The sequence below is a fragment of the Streptomyces sp. NPDC060198 genome, from assembly GCF_042728415.1.
Classification (GTDB): domain Bacteria; phylum Actinomycetota; class Actinomycetes; order Streptomycetales; family Streptomycetaceae; genus Streptomyces.
Genome location: NZ_JBHWZJ010000158.1, coordinates 1 through 16,107, shown reverse-complemented (window position 1 = coordinate 16,107; position 16,107 = coordinate 1). Strand labels below are relative to the sequence as shown.

The window sequence follows — 16,107 nt, the reverse complement described above, 5'->3', positions numbered from 1 at the left end:
CGTTGATGGCCTCGCCGAGCGGGGAGCGCTCGGAGTAGACCTCGAGCGACTCGTCGTCCGCGGCGGCATCTTCTGCCGTACGTCCTCCGGGGCCACCGAACCGCGCACCGACTGCCGGGCGAGCTCCGCCAGCTCCGCGTCGGTGAAGGCGTGGTGCCGGCGCACCAGGTCGTACTGGTCCGCCAGCCGGGCGCCGAAGAGAAGCGGGTCGTCCGCGCCGAGCGCCATCGGCACCCCCGCGTCGAAGAGGGTCCGCAGCGGGACGTCGTCGGGCTTCTCGTAGACCCCGAGTGCCACGTTGGACGCGGGGCAGACCTCGCAGGTGATCCCGCGCTCCGCCAGCCGGCGCATCAGGCGGGGGTCCTCGGCCGCCCGGACCCCGTGCCCGATCCGGTACGCGTCCAGATCGTCCAGGCAGTCGCGGACGCTGGACGGGCCGGCCAGCTCGCCGCCGTGCGGGGCTGCGATCAGTCCGCCCTCGCGGGCGATGGCGAAGGCCCGGTCGAAGTCGCGGGCCATGCCCCGGCGCTCGTCGTTGGAGAGGCCGAACCCGACGACGCCCCGGTCCGCGTACCGCACCGCCAGCCGGGCCAGGGTGCGGGCGTCCAACGGGTGCTTCATGCGGTTCGCCGCGATCACCACCCGTATCCCCAGCCCGGTGTCCCGGGAGGCGCTGTCCACGGCGTCCAGGATGATCTCGATCGCCGGGATCAGCCCGCCGAGCAGCGGGGCGTACGAGGTGGGGTCGACCTGGATCTCCAGCCAGCCGGAGCCGTCCGCGACGTCCTCCCGCGCGGTCTCCCGCACCAGGCGCTGGATGTCCTCCGGCTCCCGCAGGCAGGACCGGGCGATGTCGTAGAGCCGCTGGAAGCGGAACCAGCCGCGCTCGTCGGTCGCCCGCAGTTCGGGAGGTTCACCGCCGGTGAGGGCCTCGGGCAGGCGCACGCCGTACTTGTCGGCGAGTTCGAGCAGGGTGGTGGGCCGCATCGACCCGGTGAAGTGCAGGTGCAGGTGGGCCTTGGGCAACAGACGTACATCACGCTCCATTGGAAGATCCTGCCGCACCCGCGCCCCGGAGCGGAAGCGGCTTTCCCTTTCGGGGAGGGGGGCGAACAAAAAAGCGCCCCCGGCCCGGGACATGAAGTCCGCGGCCCGGGGGCACTCTCCCGTGCTTGCGTGCGCGGTCAGTCGCGCGCCTCCGCCAGCAGCTTCTGGATCCGCGAGACGCCCTCGGCCAGGTCGTCGTCGCCCAGCGCGTAGGAGAGGCGGAGGTAACCCGGCGTACCGAAGGCCTCACCCGGTACGACGGCGACCTCGGCCTCGTCCAGGATCAGCGCCGCCAGCTCGACCGAGGTCGCCGGACGCCTGCCGCGGATCTCCTTGCCGAGCAGCCCCTTCACCGAGGGGTAGGCGTAGAACGCGCCCTCGGGCTCCGGGCAGAGGACGCCGTCGATCTCGTTGAGCATCCGCACCATCGTCTTCCGGCGGCGGTCGAAGGCGGTCCGCATCTCGGCGACCGCGTCCAGCGGACCGGAGACGGCGGCCAGCGCGGCGGCCTGGGCGACGTTGGAGACGTTGGACGTGGCGTGCGACTGGAGGTTGGTCGCCGCCTTCACGATGTCCTTCGGGCCGATGATCCAGCCCACCCGCCAGCCGGTCATCGCGTACGTCTTGGCGACGCCGTTGACCACGATGCACTTGTCCCGCAGCTCCGGCAGCAGGGCCGGCAGCGAGGTGAACTCCGCGTCGCCGTAGACGAGGTGCTCGTAGATCTCGTCGGTCAGCACCCACAGCCCGTGCTCGACGGCCCAGCGGCCGATCGCCTCGGCCTCGGCCTCGGTGTACACCGCGCCGGTCGGGTTGGACGGCGAGACGAACAGCACGACCTTCGTCCGCTCGGTACGGGCGGCCTCCAGCTGCTCGACGGTGACCTTGTACCCGGTGGTCTCGTCGGCGACGACGTCCACCGGGACACCGCCGGCCAGCCGGATCGACTCGGGGTAGGTGGTCCAGTAGGGGGCGGGGACGATGACCTCGTCGCCCGGGTCGAGAAGCGCGGCGAAGGCCTCGTAGATGGCCTGCTTGCCGCCGTTGGTCACCAGGACCTGCGAGGCGTCGACCTCGTAGCCGGAGTCGCGCAGCGTCTTCGCCGCGATGGCCGCCTTGAGCTCCGGCAGCCCGCCCGCGGGGGTGTAGCGGTGGTACCTCGGGTTGCGGCACGCCTCGACCGCGGCCTCGACGATGTAGTCGGGCGTCGGGAAGTCGGGTTCACCGGCACCGAACCCGATCACCGGACGGCCGGCGGCCTTGAGGGCCTTCGCCTTGGCGTCGACGGCGAGGGTGGCGGACTCGGAGATCGCACCGACGCGGACGGAGACCCGGCGTTCGGTCGGAGAAGTTGCAGCGCTCATGCCCCCATGGTGCACGACCGGCAGCCCCCTCGGCGCGGCCTTTCCCGCGGGTGGCAGGCGTCCCGGAACCCGCCGCACAGGCCCTGGCCAGGGCCGGAACGGGGGCCCGGAGAAGCCCCCGGACACGCCCCGCCGACCCCCGTCCGGATGGCCCGCTCATCTTCTGTTCGACGCGGGGCCCGTGAACACGTACACTCACCTGTCGTTGGCCTTCACCAGCCGCACCGGAATGACTTCCTGTTCACCAGGGAACATGCGGTAGGTTGGGGAAACCACAAAGGGTCGTAGCTCAATTGGTAGAGCACTGGTCTCCAAAACCAGCGGTTGGGGGTTCAAGTCCCTCCGGCCCTGCTACACACTCCTTCGCCGGGATGTGTGCGCATGTACGTACTTCATTGCACAGCCGTGCGCGGCTCCAACGGGCGCGGCACGGCCACGACCCGGAATCAGGTGAGTAGCGTGACGGACGCCGTGGGCTCCATCGACATGCCTGATGCTGAGGATGAAGCACCCGAGTCCAAGAAGACTCGGAAGGGCGGCAAGCGCGGCAAGAAGGGCCCCTTCGGCCGTCTCGCGCTCTTCTACCGTCAGATCATCGCCGAGCTGCGCAAGGTCGTCTGGCCCACGCGCAAGCAGCTGAGCACGTACACCACCGTGGTGATTGTGTTCGTAGTCGTCATGATTGGTCTCGTTACCGTGATTGACTTCGGATTCCAGCGGGTCATCAAGTACGTCTTCGGCTGATCCCGCGGAGGGCGCCTCACCGGCGCCCCTTTCGCATGTTCCACCCATTTGTATCCAGGAAGAAGCAGCCATCGTGTCTGACCCGAACCTGAACGACGCCGCCGAGTCCGGGACGGACGCCTTCGAGTCCGCCGAGGACCAGCACGACATCGTTGAGGCCTCGGAGTCCGAGTCCTCCGAGTCCACGGACCAGGTCGAAGCTGCTGACGAGAGCGCCGACGCCGAGCCCGACGAGGACGCTTCCGTCGAGTCCGACGAGGACGACGAGTCCGACGACGAGGCGCTCGCCGAGGACGAAGCCGACGAGGAGTCCGAGGAGGCCGCCGAACCGGCCGCCCCCGTCGACCCCGTCGCCGCCCTGCGCGAGGAACTCCGCACCCTGCCCGGCGAGTGGTACGTCATCCACACGTACGCCGGGTACGAGAAGCGCGTGAAGGCCAACCTCGAGCAGCGTGCCGTCTCGCTCAACGTCGAGGAGTTCGTCTACCAGGCGGAAGTCCCCGAGGAAGAGATCGTCCAGATCAAGAACGGCGAGCGTAAGAACGTCCGCCAGAACAAGCTCCCGGGCTACGTCCTGGTGCGCATGGACCTGACGAACGAGTCCTGGGGCGTCGTCCGCAACACGCCCGGCGTCACCGGCTTCGTGGGCAACGCCTACGACCCGTACCCGCTGACCCTGGACGAGATCGTGAAGATGCTCGCTCCCGAGGCCGAGGAGAAGGCCGCTCGCGAGGCCGCCGAGGCCGCGGGCAAGCCGGCTCCGGCCCGTCGGGTCGAGGTCCAGGTGCTCGACTTCGAGGTGGGCGACTCGGTCACCGTCACCGACGGCCCGTTCGCGACCCTCCAGGCGACGATCAACGAGATCAACGCCGACTCGAAGAAGGTCAAGGGTCTCGTCGAGATCTTCGGCCGCGAGACCCCGGTCGAGCTCAGCTTCGACCAGATCCAGAAGAACTGACGGCTTTCGCCTCCTTCTGGACGCATGCTTACCGAGCAGGTCAGACAGGCTTCGTAGCCGGTCTGACCTGCTCGGTTTTTGGTCGCGCAGCTATACCCGTTATCGTTGTGCGGTATGCCTCCGTCCGGATGACCGGAATGGCGGCGAAACACTCTCACTAGGACCCGGAGAGAGCAATGCCTCCCAAGAAGAAGAAGATCACGGGGCTTATCAAGCTCCAGATCAACGCCGGTGCGGCCAACCCGGCCCCGCCGGTCGGCCCCGCACTGGGTCAGCACGGCGTCAACATCATGGAGTTCTGCAAGGCCTACAACGCCGCGACCGAGTCGCAGCGTGGCATGGTCGTGCCGGTGGAGATCACGGTCTACGAGGACCGCTCCTTCACCTTCGTCACCAAGACTCCGCCGGCCGCCAAGCTGATCCTCAAGGCCGCGGGTGTGGACAAGGGCTCCGGCGAGCCGCACAAGACCAAGGTCGCCAAGCTGACGGCTGCCCAGGTCCGCGAGATCGCCACGACCAAGCTTCCCGACCTGAACGCCAACGACCTCGACGCCGCGTCGAAGATCATCGCTGGCACCGCCCGTTCCATGGGCATCACGGTCGAAGGCTGAGTCCAGCCTCCACGGCCTCAAGTGGTAGGACCAGGCGCTGGTCCGCACCACGACTCCACACTCTGAAACACACAGGAGCAGTTGTGAAGCGCAGCAAGAACCTCCGCGCTGCGGACGCGAAGATCGACCGGGAGCGTCTCTACGCCCCGCTCGAGGCCGTCCGTCTCGCCAAGGAGACCGCGTCCACCAAGTTCGACGGCACCGTCGAGGTCGCCTTCCGCCTGGGCGTCGACCCTCGCAAGGCCGACCAGATGGTCCGTGGCACCGTGAACCTCCCGCACGGCACCGGCAAGACCGCCCGGGTCCTGGTCTTCGCGACCGGTGACCGTGCTGCGGCCGCGGAAGCCGCGGGCGCCGACATCGTCGGCTCCGACGAGCTCATCGACGAGGTCGCGAAGGGCCGCCTGGACTTCGACGCCGTCGTCGCCACCCCGGACCTCATGGGCAAGGTCGGCCGCCTCGGCCGTGTGCTCGGTCCGCGTGGTCTGATGCCGAACCCGAAGACCGGCACCGTCACCCCCGATGTCGTCAAGGCTGTCAACGACATCAAGGGCGGCAAGATCGAGTTCCGCGTCGACAAGCACTCGAACCTGCACTTCATCATCGGCAAGGTCTCCTTCGACGAGACGAAGCTGGTCGAGAACTACGCCGCCGCGCTGGACGAGATCCTTCGTCTGAAGCCGTCTGCCGCCAAGGGCCGCTACATCAAGAAGGCCGCACTGGCCACCACGATGGGCCCCGGCATCCCGCTGGACCAGAACCGCACCCGTAACCTCCTCGTCGAGGAGGACCCGGCCTCCCTCTGAGCCTCCGTGCTCATCGGGGAGTCGCGTCACGCGTGTAGATGGGCCCTGCAACCATTCGGTTGCGGGGCCCGTCTTCGTATGCGGGAGCGGTCCGTACGGAAGGACTCGCACCGGTTGCTGTCAGCCCTCTGTGCGAGGGTGGAACGACAGTACGTACGAGGGGTGGGGTTCAGTGATGACGAGCAGGACACTGCGACGCGTGTGCGTGTCGGTCGTGACGATGGCGGCGCTGTCTTCGGTGGCGGCGTGCGGGGGGTCGGACGGGGCGAGCGGCTCGGGCGGCAAGAACGGCGACAAGAGCCCGGCCGCCGCAGCGGCCGCGGTGTCTCCGATCGCCGCGCTCAAGAAGGTGCAGCAGAAGAGCGGCGGAGCCGAATCCGCCAAGATCGAGAGCACCGTCGAGATGGGCACCACCATGTCGATGACGATGACCGGGTCCATGGACTGGTCCGACGGCATCACCGGTGACGTCACCATCAAGTACACCGGCGGCACCATGGCCGAGGCCATGAAGCAGATGAGCCCCGACGGCACCATGCGGACGGTGTACCTCAAGGACGCCTACTTCGCGAACATGGGCGACGGCTTCGCGGAGGCCATCGGAGGCAAGCACTGGATCCGGTACGGCTACGAGGACCTCGCCTCGATCGCCGGGGCCTCCGGCGAGGTGCTCAAGGACCAGATGCAGGGCAGCACGCCCGAGAAGAGCGTGGAGTCCCTCCTGGCCTCCGGCACCATCAAGAAGATCGGCGAGGAGAACGTCCGGGGTGTCGCGACCACGCACTACTCCGGCACCGTCGACGTCGCCGCACTGTCCGAGAAGACCGCCGGCCTCGACGCCGCGCAGCTCGAGGAGTTCAAGGAGCAGCTGGACAAGACGGGCATCACCAAGGAGACCGTCGACCTGTGGGTCGACGAGAACGACCTGCTGATCAAGCAGACCTCGAGCGCCGACAGCGCCAACGGTGCGGTGAACAGCACCTCCTTCTTCAGCGACTACGGCTCCGCGGTGAGCGTCGCCCAGCCCCCGGCCGGGGACACGGTCGACTTCAAGGAGATCGCCGGTCAGGCCTCGAAGGCCGCCTCCTGACCCCTCCCGTGGCCCATGGGGTGCCGGCCCAAACCTCCCGCACCCCATGGATTCCGGACGGATTTGCTCCGCACGGTCCCGGTCGCGTACGCTCCTTGAGAAGCCAAAGACCGCTGGTCGTTGGTGTGCCTTCGCAAGAAGGGGCATCAACCGAAGGTTCCGTACAGACGGACGACCTGCGCAGGTGACTGTGGAACGCTCCCGGACTCGTCCGGTCGAGCCGCGCCCTGGCACTTGTGCTGGGGCGTTTCGTCTTTCCCGGCCCCTTCTGAGCGGTCCTCATCACCCGGAAGGAGGCCGACGCTCATGGCAAGGCCCGACAAGGCTGCCGCGGTAGCCGAGCTCGCGGACCAGTTCCGCAGCTCGAACGCCGCCGTGCTGACCGAGTACCGGGGTCTCACCGTGGCCCAGCTCAAGCAGCTGCGCCGTTCGCTCGGTGAGAACGCCCAGTACGCCGTGGTGAAGAACACGCTGACCAAGATCGCGGCCAACGAGGCCGGGATCGACACGCTGGACGACCTGTTCGCAGGTCCGACGGCGGTTGCCTTCGTCACCGGTGACCCGGTGGAGTCGGCGAAGGGTCTTCGTGACTTCGCCAAGGACAACCCCAACCTCATCATCAAGGGCGGTGTCCTTGACGGTAAGGCGCTGTCCGCCGATGAGTTCAAGAAGCTCGCGGACCTCGAGTCCCGCGAGGTTCTGCTCGCCAAGCTGGCAGGTGCCATGAAGGGCAAGCAGTCGCAGACTGCCGCACTCTTCCAGGCGCTCCCCTCGAAGTTCGTCCGCACCGCGGAAGCGCTTCGTGCCAAGAAGGAAGAGCAGGGCGGTGCCGGTACGCCGGCGCCCGCCGAGGCTGCCGAGTAACCACTCAGCGGTCCAGCGGGCCCTTCGTACGCCCGCCGACATATACATCCGGCACCTGCCGACTTAGTGGAAGGACGCCATCATGGCGAAGCTGTCCCAGGAAGAGCTGCTCGAGCAGTTCGAGACCCTGACCCTCATCGAGCTCTCCGAGTTCGTCAAGGCGTTCGAGGAGAAGTTCGACGTCACGGCCGCCGCCCCGGTCGCCGTTGCCGCCGGTGGTGGCGCTGCCGCCGTCGAGGCCGTCGAGGAGCAGGACGAGTTCGACGTCATCCTCACGGGTGCCGGCGAGAAGAAGATCCAGGTCATCAAGGTCGTGCGTGAGCTGACCTCCCTCGGCCTGAAGGAGGCCAAGGACCTCGTCGACGGCGCTCCGAAGCCCGTCCTCGAGAAGGTCGCCAAGGAGGCCGCCGAGAAGGCTGCCGAGTCCCTCAAGGGCGCCGGCGCCTCCGTCGAGGTCAAGTGACTTCACGAGTCTTCTGACTCACCAGCGACGCCCCTGCCGTGAGGCGGGGTCCGTCGGATACGCGAAGGGCGATCACCCGACCGGGTGGTCGCCCTTCGGCGTATCCGAGTCGGCCGCCTTGCTCTTCCGCCGGCGGGTAGTAGGGTGATCATCGCCGTACGCCTCCTGAGGGCGCCGGTGAGGGCCCCGGAGCCCCGGAGTGGGCTTCAGGGAGCGCGAGCGGGCCGGGGGGCCTTGACGAACCGCACGCGGCGCGCAATTCTCAGGACGCGTCTTCATCTCGATCCTCATCCGAGGCATGGAACGAGAGTGAAGCGGGAAGTAAAGAAGCGCGCGGCACGAGCCGCGCGAGGGCTGAAAAGGTGTTGAGAACAGCTGTTGACAGCGACGCGGGTCTCTGAGAACCCCGACTGGACATCAGTGTGCCGCTTGGCTACACTGTCCCTTTGCGCTGCCTGTTAGCTGCCTCCTGCCCGTCACCAGGGGCATGCCCACGCTTGAGCATCGATGACAGATCCTCCCTGAACTGGGATTTCCGTCCTCGTGTCGGCATGGGACCGGTACGCGCGTAGTGAGTCCGAGCCCTCGGAAGGACCCCCTCTTGGCCGCCTCGCGCAACGCCTCGACCGCGAATACGAACAACGGTGCCAGCACCGCCCCGCTGCGCATCTCCTTTGCAAAGATCAAGGAGCCCCTCGAGGTTCCGAACCTCCTCGCGCTGCAGACCGAGAGCTTTGACTGGCTCCTCGGCAACGCCGCCTGGAAGGCTCGCGTCGAGGCTGCTCTGGACAGTGGACAAGACGTCCCCACCAAGTCCGGCCTCGAGGAAATCTTCGAAGAGATCTCCCCGATCGAGGACTTCTCCGGGTCGATGTCGCTCACGTTCCGCGACCACCGATTCGAGCCCCCGAAGAACTCGATCGACGAGTGCAAGGAGCGCGACTTCACCTTCGCCGCCCCGCTCTTCGTCACCGCCGAGTTCACCAACAACGAGACCGGCGAGATCAAGTCCCAGACGGTCTTCATGGGCGACTTCCCGCTCATGACCAACAAGGGCACCTTCGTCATCAACGGCACCGAGCGTGTCGTGGTGTCGCAGCTCGTCCGTTCCCCCGGCGTCTACTTCGATTCCTCGATCGACAAGACGTCCGACAAGGACATCTACTCCGCCAAGATCATCCCGTCCCGGGGTGCCTGGCTGGAGATGGAGATCGACAAGCGCGACATGGTCGGTGTCCGCATCGACCGCAAGCGCAAGCAGTCGGTCACCGTCCTCCTCAAGGCTCTCGGCTGGACGACCGAGCAGATCCTGGAGGAGTTCGGCGAGTACGAGTCGATGCGCGCCACCCTGGAGAAGGACCACACCCAGGGCCAGGACGACGCGCTGCTCGACATCTACCGCAAGCTCCGCCCGGGCGAGCCCCCGACCCGCGAGGCCGCTCAGACGCTGCTCGAGAACCTCTACTTCAACCCGAAGCGCTACGACCTCGCGAAGGTCGGCCGCTACAAGGTGAACAAGAAGCTCGGCGCCGACGAGCCGCTGGACGCCGGCGTGCTCACCACCGACGACGTCATCGCGACCATCAAGTACCTGGTCAAGCTGCACGCCGGTGAGACCGAGACGGTCGGCGAGTCCGGACGTTCGATCGTCGTCGAGACCGACGACATCGACCACTTCGGCAACCGCCGCCTGCGCAACGTCGGCGAGCTGATCCAGAACCAGGTCCGTACGGGTCTCGCCCGTATGGAGCGCGTCGTGCGTGAGCGCATGACGACCCAGGACGTCGAGGCGATCACGCCGCAGACCCTGATCAACATCCGGCCGGTCGTCGCCTCCATCAAGGAGTTCTTCGGCACCAGCCAGCTGTCGCAGTTCATGGACCAGAACAACCCGCTGTCGGGCCTCACCCACAAGCGCCGCCTGTCGGCTCTTGGCCCGGGTGGTCTCTCCCGTGAGCGGGCCGGCTTCGAGGTCCGAGACGTGCACCCGTCCCACTACGGACGCATGTGCCCGATCGAGACCCCTGAAGGCCCGAACATCGGTCTGATCGGTTCGCTCGCCTCGTACGGCCGCGTCAACGCGTTCGGCTTCATCGAGACGCCGTACCGCAAGGTCACCGACGGCCAGGTCACCGACGAGGTCGACTACATCACGGCCGACGAGGAGGACCGCTACGTCATCGCCCAGGCGAACGCGACCCTCTCCGACGAGCTGCGCTTCACCGAGCCCCGCGTCCTGGTCCGCCGCCGCGGCGGTGAGGTCGACTACGTGCCGCCGGCCGAGGTCGACTACATGGACGTCTCGCCGCGCCAGATGGTGTCCGTCGCCACCGCGATGATCCCCTTCCTGGAGCACGACGACGCCAACCGTGCCCTCATGGGCGCGAACATGATGCGTCAGGCCGTCCCGCTCATCAAGAGCGAGGCGCCCCTCGTCGGCACCGGCATGGAATACCGCTGCGCCACCGACGCCGGTGACGTGCTGAAGGCCGAGAAGGACGGTGTGGTCCAGGAGGTTTCCGCGGACTACATCACCGTCACGAACGACGACGGCACGTACACCACGTACCGCATCGCCAAGTTCATGCGCTCCAACCAGGGCACCTCGGTCAACCAGAAGGTCGTCGTGTCCGAGGGGGACCGGGTCGTCGCCGACCAGGTGCTCGCCGACGGTCCGGCCACCGAGAACGGTGAGATGGCCCTGGGCAAGAACCTGCTCGTGGCGTTCATGCCGTGGGAGGGTCACAACTACGAGGACGCGATCATCCTGTCGCAGCGCCTCGTGCAGGACGACGTCCTCTCCTCGATCCACATCGAGGAGCACGAGGTCGACGCCCGTGACACCAAGCTCGGCCCGGAGGAGATCACCCGGGACATCCCGAACGTCTCCGAAGAGGTCCTCGCCGACCTCGACGAGCGCGGCATCATCCGTATCGGTGCCGAGGTCGTCGCCGGTGACATCCTCGTCGGCAAGGTCACGCCCAAGGGCGAGACCGAGCTGACCCCCGAGGAGCGCCTGCTCCGCGCGATCTTCGGTGAGAAGGCGCGCGAAGTGCGCGACACCTCGCTGAAGGTGCCGCACGGTGAGATCGGCAAGGTCATCGGCGTCCGCGTCTTCGACCGCGAAGAGGGCGACGAGCTGCCGCCGGGCGTGAACCAGCTGGTCCGCGTCTACGTCGCGCAGAAGCGCAAGATCACCGATGGTGACAAGCTCGCCGGCCGTCACGGCAACAAGGGCGTCATCTCGAAGATCCTGCCGATCGAGGACATGCCGTTCCTGGAGGACGGCACCCCGGTCGACATCATCCTCAACCCGCTGGGTGTCCCGTCCCGAATGAACCCGGGACAGGTCCTGGAGATCCACCTCGGCTGGCTCGCCAGCCGAGGCTGGGACGTCTCCGGCCTCGGTGACGAGTGGGCCAAGCGGCTCCAGGCCATCGGTGCCGACCAGGTCGCCCCCGGCACCAACGTCGCCACGCCCGTCTTCGACGGTGCGCGCGAGGACGAGATCTCCGGCCTGTTCAACGCCACGATCCCGAACCGCGACGGCGACCGCCTGGTGCAGCCCACCGGAAAGGCCAACCTGTTCGACGGCCGCTCCGGAGAGCCGTTCCCGGAGCCGGTCTCGGTCGGTTACATGTACATCCTCAAGCTGCACCACCTGGTCGACGACAAGCTCCACGCTCGTTCGACCGGCCCGTACTCCATGATCACCCAGCAGCCGCTCGGTGGTAAGGCTCAGTTCGGTGGTCAGCGCTTCGGAGAGATGGAGGTGTGGGCGCTCGAGGCTTATGGCGCCGCGTACGCCCTCCAGGAGCTGCTGACGATCAAGTCCGACGACGTGACCGGCCGCGTGAAGGTCTACGAGGCCATCGTCAAGGGCGAGAACATCCCTGAGCCGGGCATCCCTGAGTCCTTCAAGGTGCTCATCAAGGAAATGCAGTCGCTCTGCCTCAACGTGGAGGTGCTGTCCTCGGACGGCATGTCCATCGAGATGCGCGACACGGACGAGGACGTCTTCCGCGCGGCGGAGGAACTCGGTATCGACCTGTCCCGGCGCGAGCCGAGCAGCGTCGAAGAGGTCTGACGGGTAGGCCGGCCGGATCCCCGTGATCCGGCCGGCCCTCCCGGGACCCGTTCAGACCATTGCTGAAGTGCCCCATCTTTTCGCTTGACGGCGAGGGGCTCGAACCCCCGAAAGAGGGATTGACGACAAGTGCTCGACGTCAACTTCTTCGACGAGCTGCGGATCGGCCTTGCCACCGCGGACGACATCCGGACCTGGTCCCACGGCGAAGTGAAGAAGCCGGAGACCATCAACTACCGCACGCTCAAGCCCGAAAAGGACGGACTCTTCTGCGAGAAGATCTTCGGTCCGACCCGGGACTGGGAGTGCTACTGCGGCAAGTACAAGCGTGTCCGCTTCAAGGGCATCATCTGTGAGCGCTGTGGCGTCGAGGTCACGCGCGCCAAGGTGCGCCGCGAGCGCATGGGCCACATCGAGCTTGCCGCTCCCGTCACCCACATCTGGTACTTCAAGGGCGTCCCGTCGCGCCTCGGGTACCTGCTGGACCTCGCGCCGAAGGACCTCGAAAAGGTCATCTACTTCGCCGCGTACATGATCACGTTCGTCGACGAGGAGCGCCGCACCCGCGACCTCCCGTCGCTGGAGGCCCACGTCTCCGTCGAGCGCCAGCAGGTCGAGAACCGTCGCGACTCCGACCTGGAGAACCGCGCCAAGAAGCTCGAGACCGACCTGGGCGAGCTGGAGGCCGAGGGTGCCAAGGCCGACGTGCGCCGCAAGGTGCGCGAAGGTGCCGAGCGCGAGATGAAGCAGCTGCGCGACCGTGCGCAGCGCGAGATCGACCGTCTCGACGAGGTGTGGAGCCGCTTCAAGAACCTCAAGGTCCAGGACCTCGAAGGCGACGAGCTGCTCTACCGCGAGCTGCGTGACCGCTTCGGCACGTACTTCGACGGCTGCATGGGCGCCGCCGCGCTGCAGAAGCGCCTGGAGTCCTTCGACCTCGACGAGGAGGCCGAGCGCCTCCGCGAGATCATCCGTTCCGGCAAGGGCCAGAAGAAGACCCGTGCGCTCAAGCGCCTCAAGGTCGTCTCCGCGTTCCTGCAGACCAGCAACAAGCCCAAGGGCATGGTGCTCGACTGCGTGCCGGTCATCCCGCCGGACCTGCGTCCGATGGTGCAGCTGGACGGTGGCCGCTTCGCGACCTCCGACCTGAACGACCTGTACCGCCGCGTGATCAACCGCAACAACCGCCTGAAGCGCCTTCTCGACCTCGGTGCCCCCGAGATCATCGTGAACAACGAGAAGCGCATGCTCCAGGAGGCCGTCGACGCGCTGTTCGACAACGGCCGTCGTGGTCGCCCGGTCACGGGCCCCGGCAACCGTCCGCTGAAGTCCCTGAGCGACATGCTCAAGGGCAAGCAGGGTCGATTCCGTCAGAACCTCCTCGGCAAGCGCGTGGACTACTCCGCGCGTTCCGTGATCGTCGTCGGCCCGCAGCTCAAGCTGCACCAGTGCGGTCTGCCGAAGGCCATGGCGCTGGAGCTCTTCAAGCCGTTCGTGATGAAGCGCCTGGTGGACCTGAACCACGCGCAGAACATCAAGTCGGCGAAGCGCATGGTCGAGCGTGGCCGCACCGTCGTGTACGACGTCCTCGAAGAGGTCATCGCCGAACACCCGGTGCTGCTGAACCGTGCACCCACCCTGCACCGCCTCGGCATCCAGGCCTTCGAACCCCAGCTGGTCGAGGGCAAGGCCATCCAGATCCACCCGCTCGTCTGCACCGCGTTCAACGCGGACTTCGACGGTGACCAGATGGCCGTGCACCTGCCGCTCTCCGCGGAGGCGCAGGCCGAGGCCCGCATCCTGATGCTGTCCTCGAACAACATCCTGAAGCCGGCCGACGGTCGCCCCGTCACCATGCCGACCCAGGACATGGTGCTGGGTCTCTTCTTCCTCACCACGGACGAAGAGGGCCGCAACGTCAAGGGCACGGACCGCGCGTTCGGCTCCACGGCCGAGGCCACCATGGCCTTCGACGCCCGCGAGCTGTCGCTGCAGGCGAAGGTCGACATCCGCTTCCCGGTGGGCACCATCCCGCCGCGTGGCTGGGTGCCGCCGGTCGCCGAAGAGGGCGAGCCCGAGTACCAGCCGGGCGACACCTTCCGTCTGCGTACGAGCCTGGGCCGCGCGCTCTTCAACGAGCTGCTGCCCGAGGACTACCCGTTCGTCGACTACTCGGTGGGCAAGAAGCAGCTCTCCGAGATCGTCAACGACCTGGCCGAGCGCTACCCCAAGGTCATCGTGGCGGCGACGCTCGACAACCTGAAGGCGGCCGGTTTCCACTGGGCGACCCGCTCCGGTGTGACCGTCGCGGTCTCCGACATCGTCGTGCCCGAGGCCAAGAAGGCCATCGTGCGCGGCTACGAGGAGCAGGACGAGAAGGTCCAGAAGCAGTACGAGCGCGGTCTGATCACCAAGGACGAGCGCACGCAGGAGCTCATCGCGATCTGGACCAAGGCGACCAACGAGGTTGCCGAGGCGATGAACGCGAACTTCCCCAAGGTGAACCCCATCTTCATGATGGTTGACTCGGGTGCCCGAGGAAACATGATGCAGATGCGTCAGATCGCCGGTATGCGTGGTCTGGTGTCGAACGCCAAGAACGAGACGATCCCGCGTCCCATCAAGGCGTCGTTCCGTGAGGGCCTCACCGTCCTCGAGTACTTCATCTCCACGCACGGTGCCCGTAAGGGTCTGGCCGACACCGCGCTGCGTACCGCCGACTCGGGTTACCTGACCCGTCGTCTGGTGGACGTCTCGCAGGACGTGATCATCCGCGAAGAGGACTGTGGCACCGACCGCGGCCTCAAGCTGAAGATCGCCGTCAAGGGCGAGGACGGTGTCCTGCGCAAGACGGACGACGTCGAGACCTCGGTGTACGCCCGCATGCTGGCCGAGGACGTCGTCATCGACGGCAAGGTCATCGCGCCGGCCAACGTGGACCTCGGTGACGTGCTCATCGACGCCCTCGTCAACGCGGGTGTCGAGGAGGTCAAGACGCGTTCCGTCCTGACCTGTGAGTCCGCGGTCGGCACCTGTGCCTTCTGCTACGGACGCTCGCTCGCCACCGGCAAGCTGGTCGACATCGGTGAGGCGGTCGGCATCATCGCCGCCCAGTCCATCGGTGAGCCCGGTACCCAGCTGACGATGCGTACCTTCCACACCGGTGGTGTGGCCGGTGACGACATCACCCAGGGTCTGCCCCGTGTCGTCGAGCTCTTCGAGGCTCGTACGCCGAAGGGTGTCGCTCCGATCTCCGAGGCCGCAGGCCGCATCCGGATCGAAGAGACCGAGAAGACCAAGAAGATCATCGTCACGCCGGACGACGGCAGCGAAGAGACTCCCTTCCCGATCTCCAAGCGCTCCAAGGTGCTCGTCCGCGAGGGCGACCACGTGGAGGTCGGCCAGAAGCTGACCTTCGGTGCGACCAACCCGCACGACGTGCTGCGCATCCTCGGCCAGCGTGCGGTCCAGGTCCACCTGGTCGGCGAAGTCCAGAAGGTCTACAACTCGCAGGGCGTGTCGATCCACGACAAGCACATCGAGATCATCATCCGGCAGATGCTCCGCCGCGTGACGATCATCGAGTCCGGCGACGCGGAGCTCCTGCCGGGCGAGCTCGTCGAGCGCTCGAAGTTCGAGACCGAGAACCGTCGTGTGGTCACCGAGGGCGGACACCCCGCCTCCGGCCGTCCGCAGCTGATGGGTATCACCAAGGCCTCGCTGGCCACCGAGTCGTGGCTGTCGGCGGCGTCCTTCCAGGAGACGACCAGGGTCCTGACCGACGCGGCGATCAACGCCAAGTCGGACTCCCTGATCGGCCTCAAGGAGAACGTCATCATCGGTAAGCTCATCCCGGCCGGTACGGGCCTCGCCCGCTACCGCAACATCCGGGTCGAGCCGACCGAGGAAGCCAAGGCCGCGATGTACTCGGCCGTCGGCTACGACGACATCGACTACTCGCCGTTCGGCACCGGCTCCGGCCAGGCCGTCCCGCTGGAGGACTACGACTACGGTCCGTACAACCAGTAAGCGAGTCGCTTGATCGGTCCGCAGGGCGGTCACCCCGAAGGGGG

At 67.0% G+C, this 16,107-nt stretch carries 11 protein-coding genes and 1 tRNA gene; 10 read left to right on the top strand and 2 right to left on the bottom strand.

Translation table 11 applies throughout. The annotated features are described in order from the left end of the window. Window positions 1–1,047, bottom strand: a 1,047-nt coding sequence (locus tag ACFWEP_RS19845; RefSeq protein ID WP_387371598.1) for an adenosine deaminase, incomplete at its 3' end; no start/stop codon positions are given. A 137-nt stretch (window positions 1,048–1,184) separates the two neighbouring features. Continuing rightward, the gene (locus ACFWEP_RS19840) at window positions 1,185–2,411 is read right to left on the bottom strand and encodes a pyridoxal phosphate-dependent aminotransferase (RefSeq protein ID WP_387371597.1); all 1,227 of its coding nucleotides are present in this window, start codon (window positions 2,409–2,411) and stop codon (window positions 1,185–1,187) included. Window positions 2,412–2,689: 278 nt separating this feature from the next. On the opposite strand from ACFWEP_RS19840, the gene ACFWEP_RS19835 reads away from it, so the two are divergent. From ACFWEP_RS19835 to ACFWEP_RS19790, 10 genes are all read left to right on the top strand, one after another. After that, window positions 2,690–2,762, top strand: a tRNA-Trp gene (locus tag ACFWEP_RS19835). Between the two features lie 108 nt (window positions 2,763–2,870). Next, window positions 2,871–3,155, top strand: a complete 285-nt coding sequence (gene secE / locus ACFWEP_RS19830; protein WP_266705301.1) for a preprotein translocase subunit SecE — start codon at window positions 2,871–2,873, stop codon at window positions 3,153–3,155. A gap of 73 nt (window positions 3,156–3,228) precedes the next feature. Next, entirely contained in the window at window positions 3,229–4,113 is an 885-nt protein-coding gene (nusG, locus tag ACFWEP_RS19825) for a transcription termination/antitermination protein NusG (RefSeq protein WP_387371596.1), read from the top strand. A gap of 176 nt (window positions 4,114–4,289) precedes the next feature. Beyond that, on the top strand, window positions 4,290–4,724 hold the full coding sequence (gene rplK / locus ACFWEP_RS19820) for a 50S ribosomal protein L11 (RefSeq protein WP_328721262.1): 435 nt from the start codon (window positions 4,290–4,292) through the stop codon (window positions 4,722–4,724). An 83-nt stretch (window positions 4,725–4,807) separates the two neighbouring features. After that, entirely contained in the window at window positions 4,808–5,530 is a 723-nt protein-coding gene (rplA, locus tag ACFWEP_RS19815) for a 50S ribosomal protein L1 (RefSeq protein WP_275493787.1), read from the top strand. A 175-nt stretch (window positions 5,531–5,705) separates the two neighbouring features. Then, the gene (locus ACFWEP_RS19810; RefSeq protein ID WP_387371595.1) at window positions 5,706–6,620 is read left to right on the top strand and encodes a hypothetical protein; all 915 of its coding nucleotides are present in this window, start codon (window positions 5,706–5,708) and stop codon (window positions 6,618–6,620) included. 306 nt (window positions 6,621–6,926) lie between these two features. Further along, window positions 6,927–7,484 carry a 50S ribosomal protein L10 gene (rplJ, locus tag ACFWEP_RS19805; RefSeq protein WP_328721265.1) on the top strand — a complete coding sequence of 186 codons (558 nt, stop codon included), beginning with the start codon at window positions 6,927–6,929 and terminating at the stop codon, window positions 7,482–7,484. 82 nt (window positions 7,485–7,566) lie between these two features. After that, window positions 7,567–7,947, top strand: coding sequence for a 50S ribosomal protein L7/L12 (rplL, locus tag ACFWEP_RS19800; RefSeq protein WP_387371594.1), 381 nt, complete (start codon window positions 7,567–7,569; stop codon window positions 7,945–7,947). Between the two features lie 601 nt (window positions 7,948–8,548). Next, the gene (gene rpoB, locus ACFWEP_RS19795; protein ID WP_387371593.1) at window positions 8,549–12,034 is read left to right on the top strand and encodes a DNA-directed RNA polymerase subunit beta; all 3,486 of its coding nucleotides are present in this window, start codon (window positions 8,549–8,551) and stop codon (window positions 12,032–12,034) included. A gap of 129 nt (window positions 12,035–12,163) precedes the next feature. Then, entirely contained in the window at window positions 12,164–16,063 is a 3,900-nt protein-coding gene (locus tag ACFWEP_RS19790; RefSeq protein ID WP_275493793.1) for a DNA-directed RNA polymerase subunit beta', read from the top strand. Window positions 16,064–16,107 lie beyond the last annotated feature (44 nt).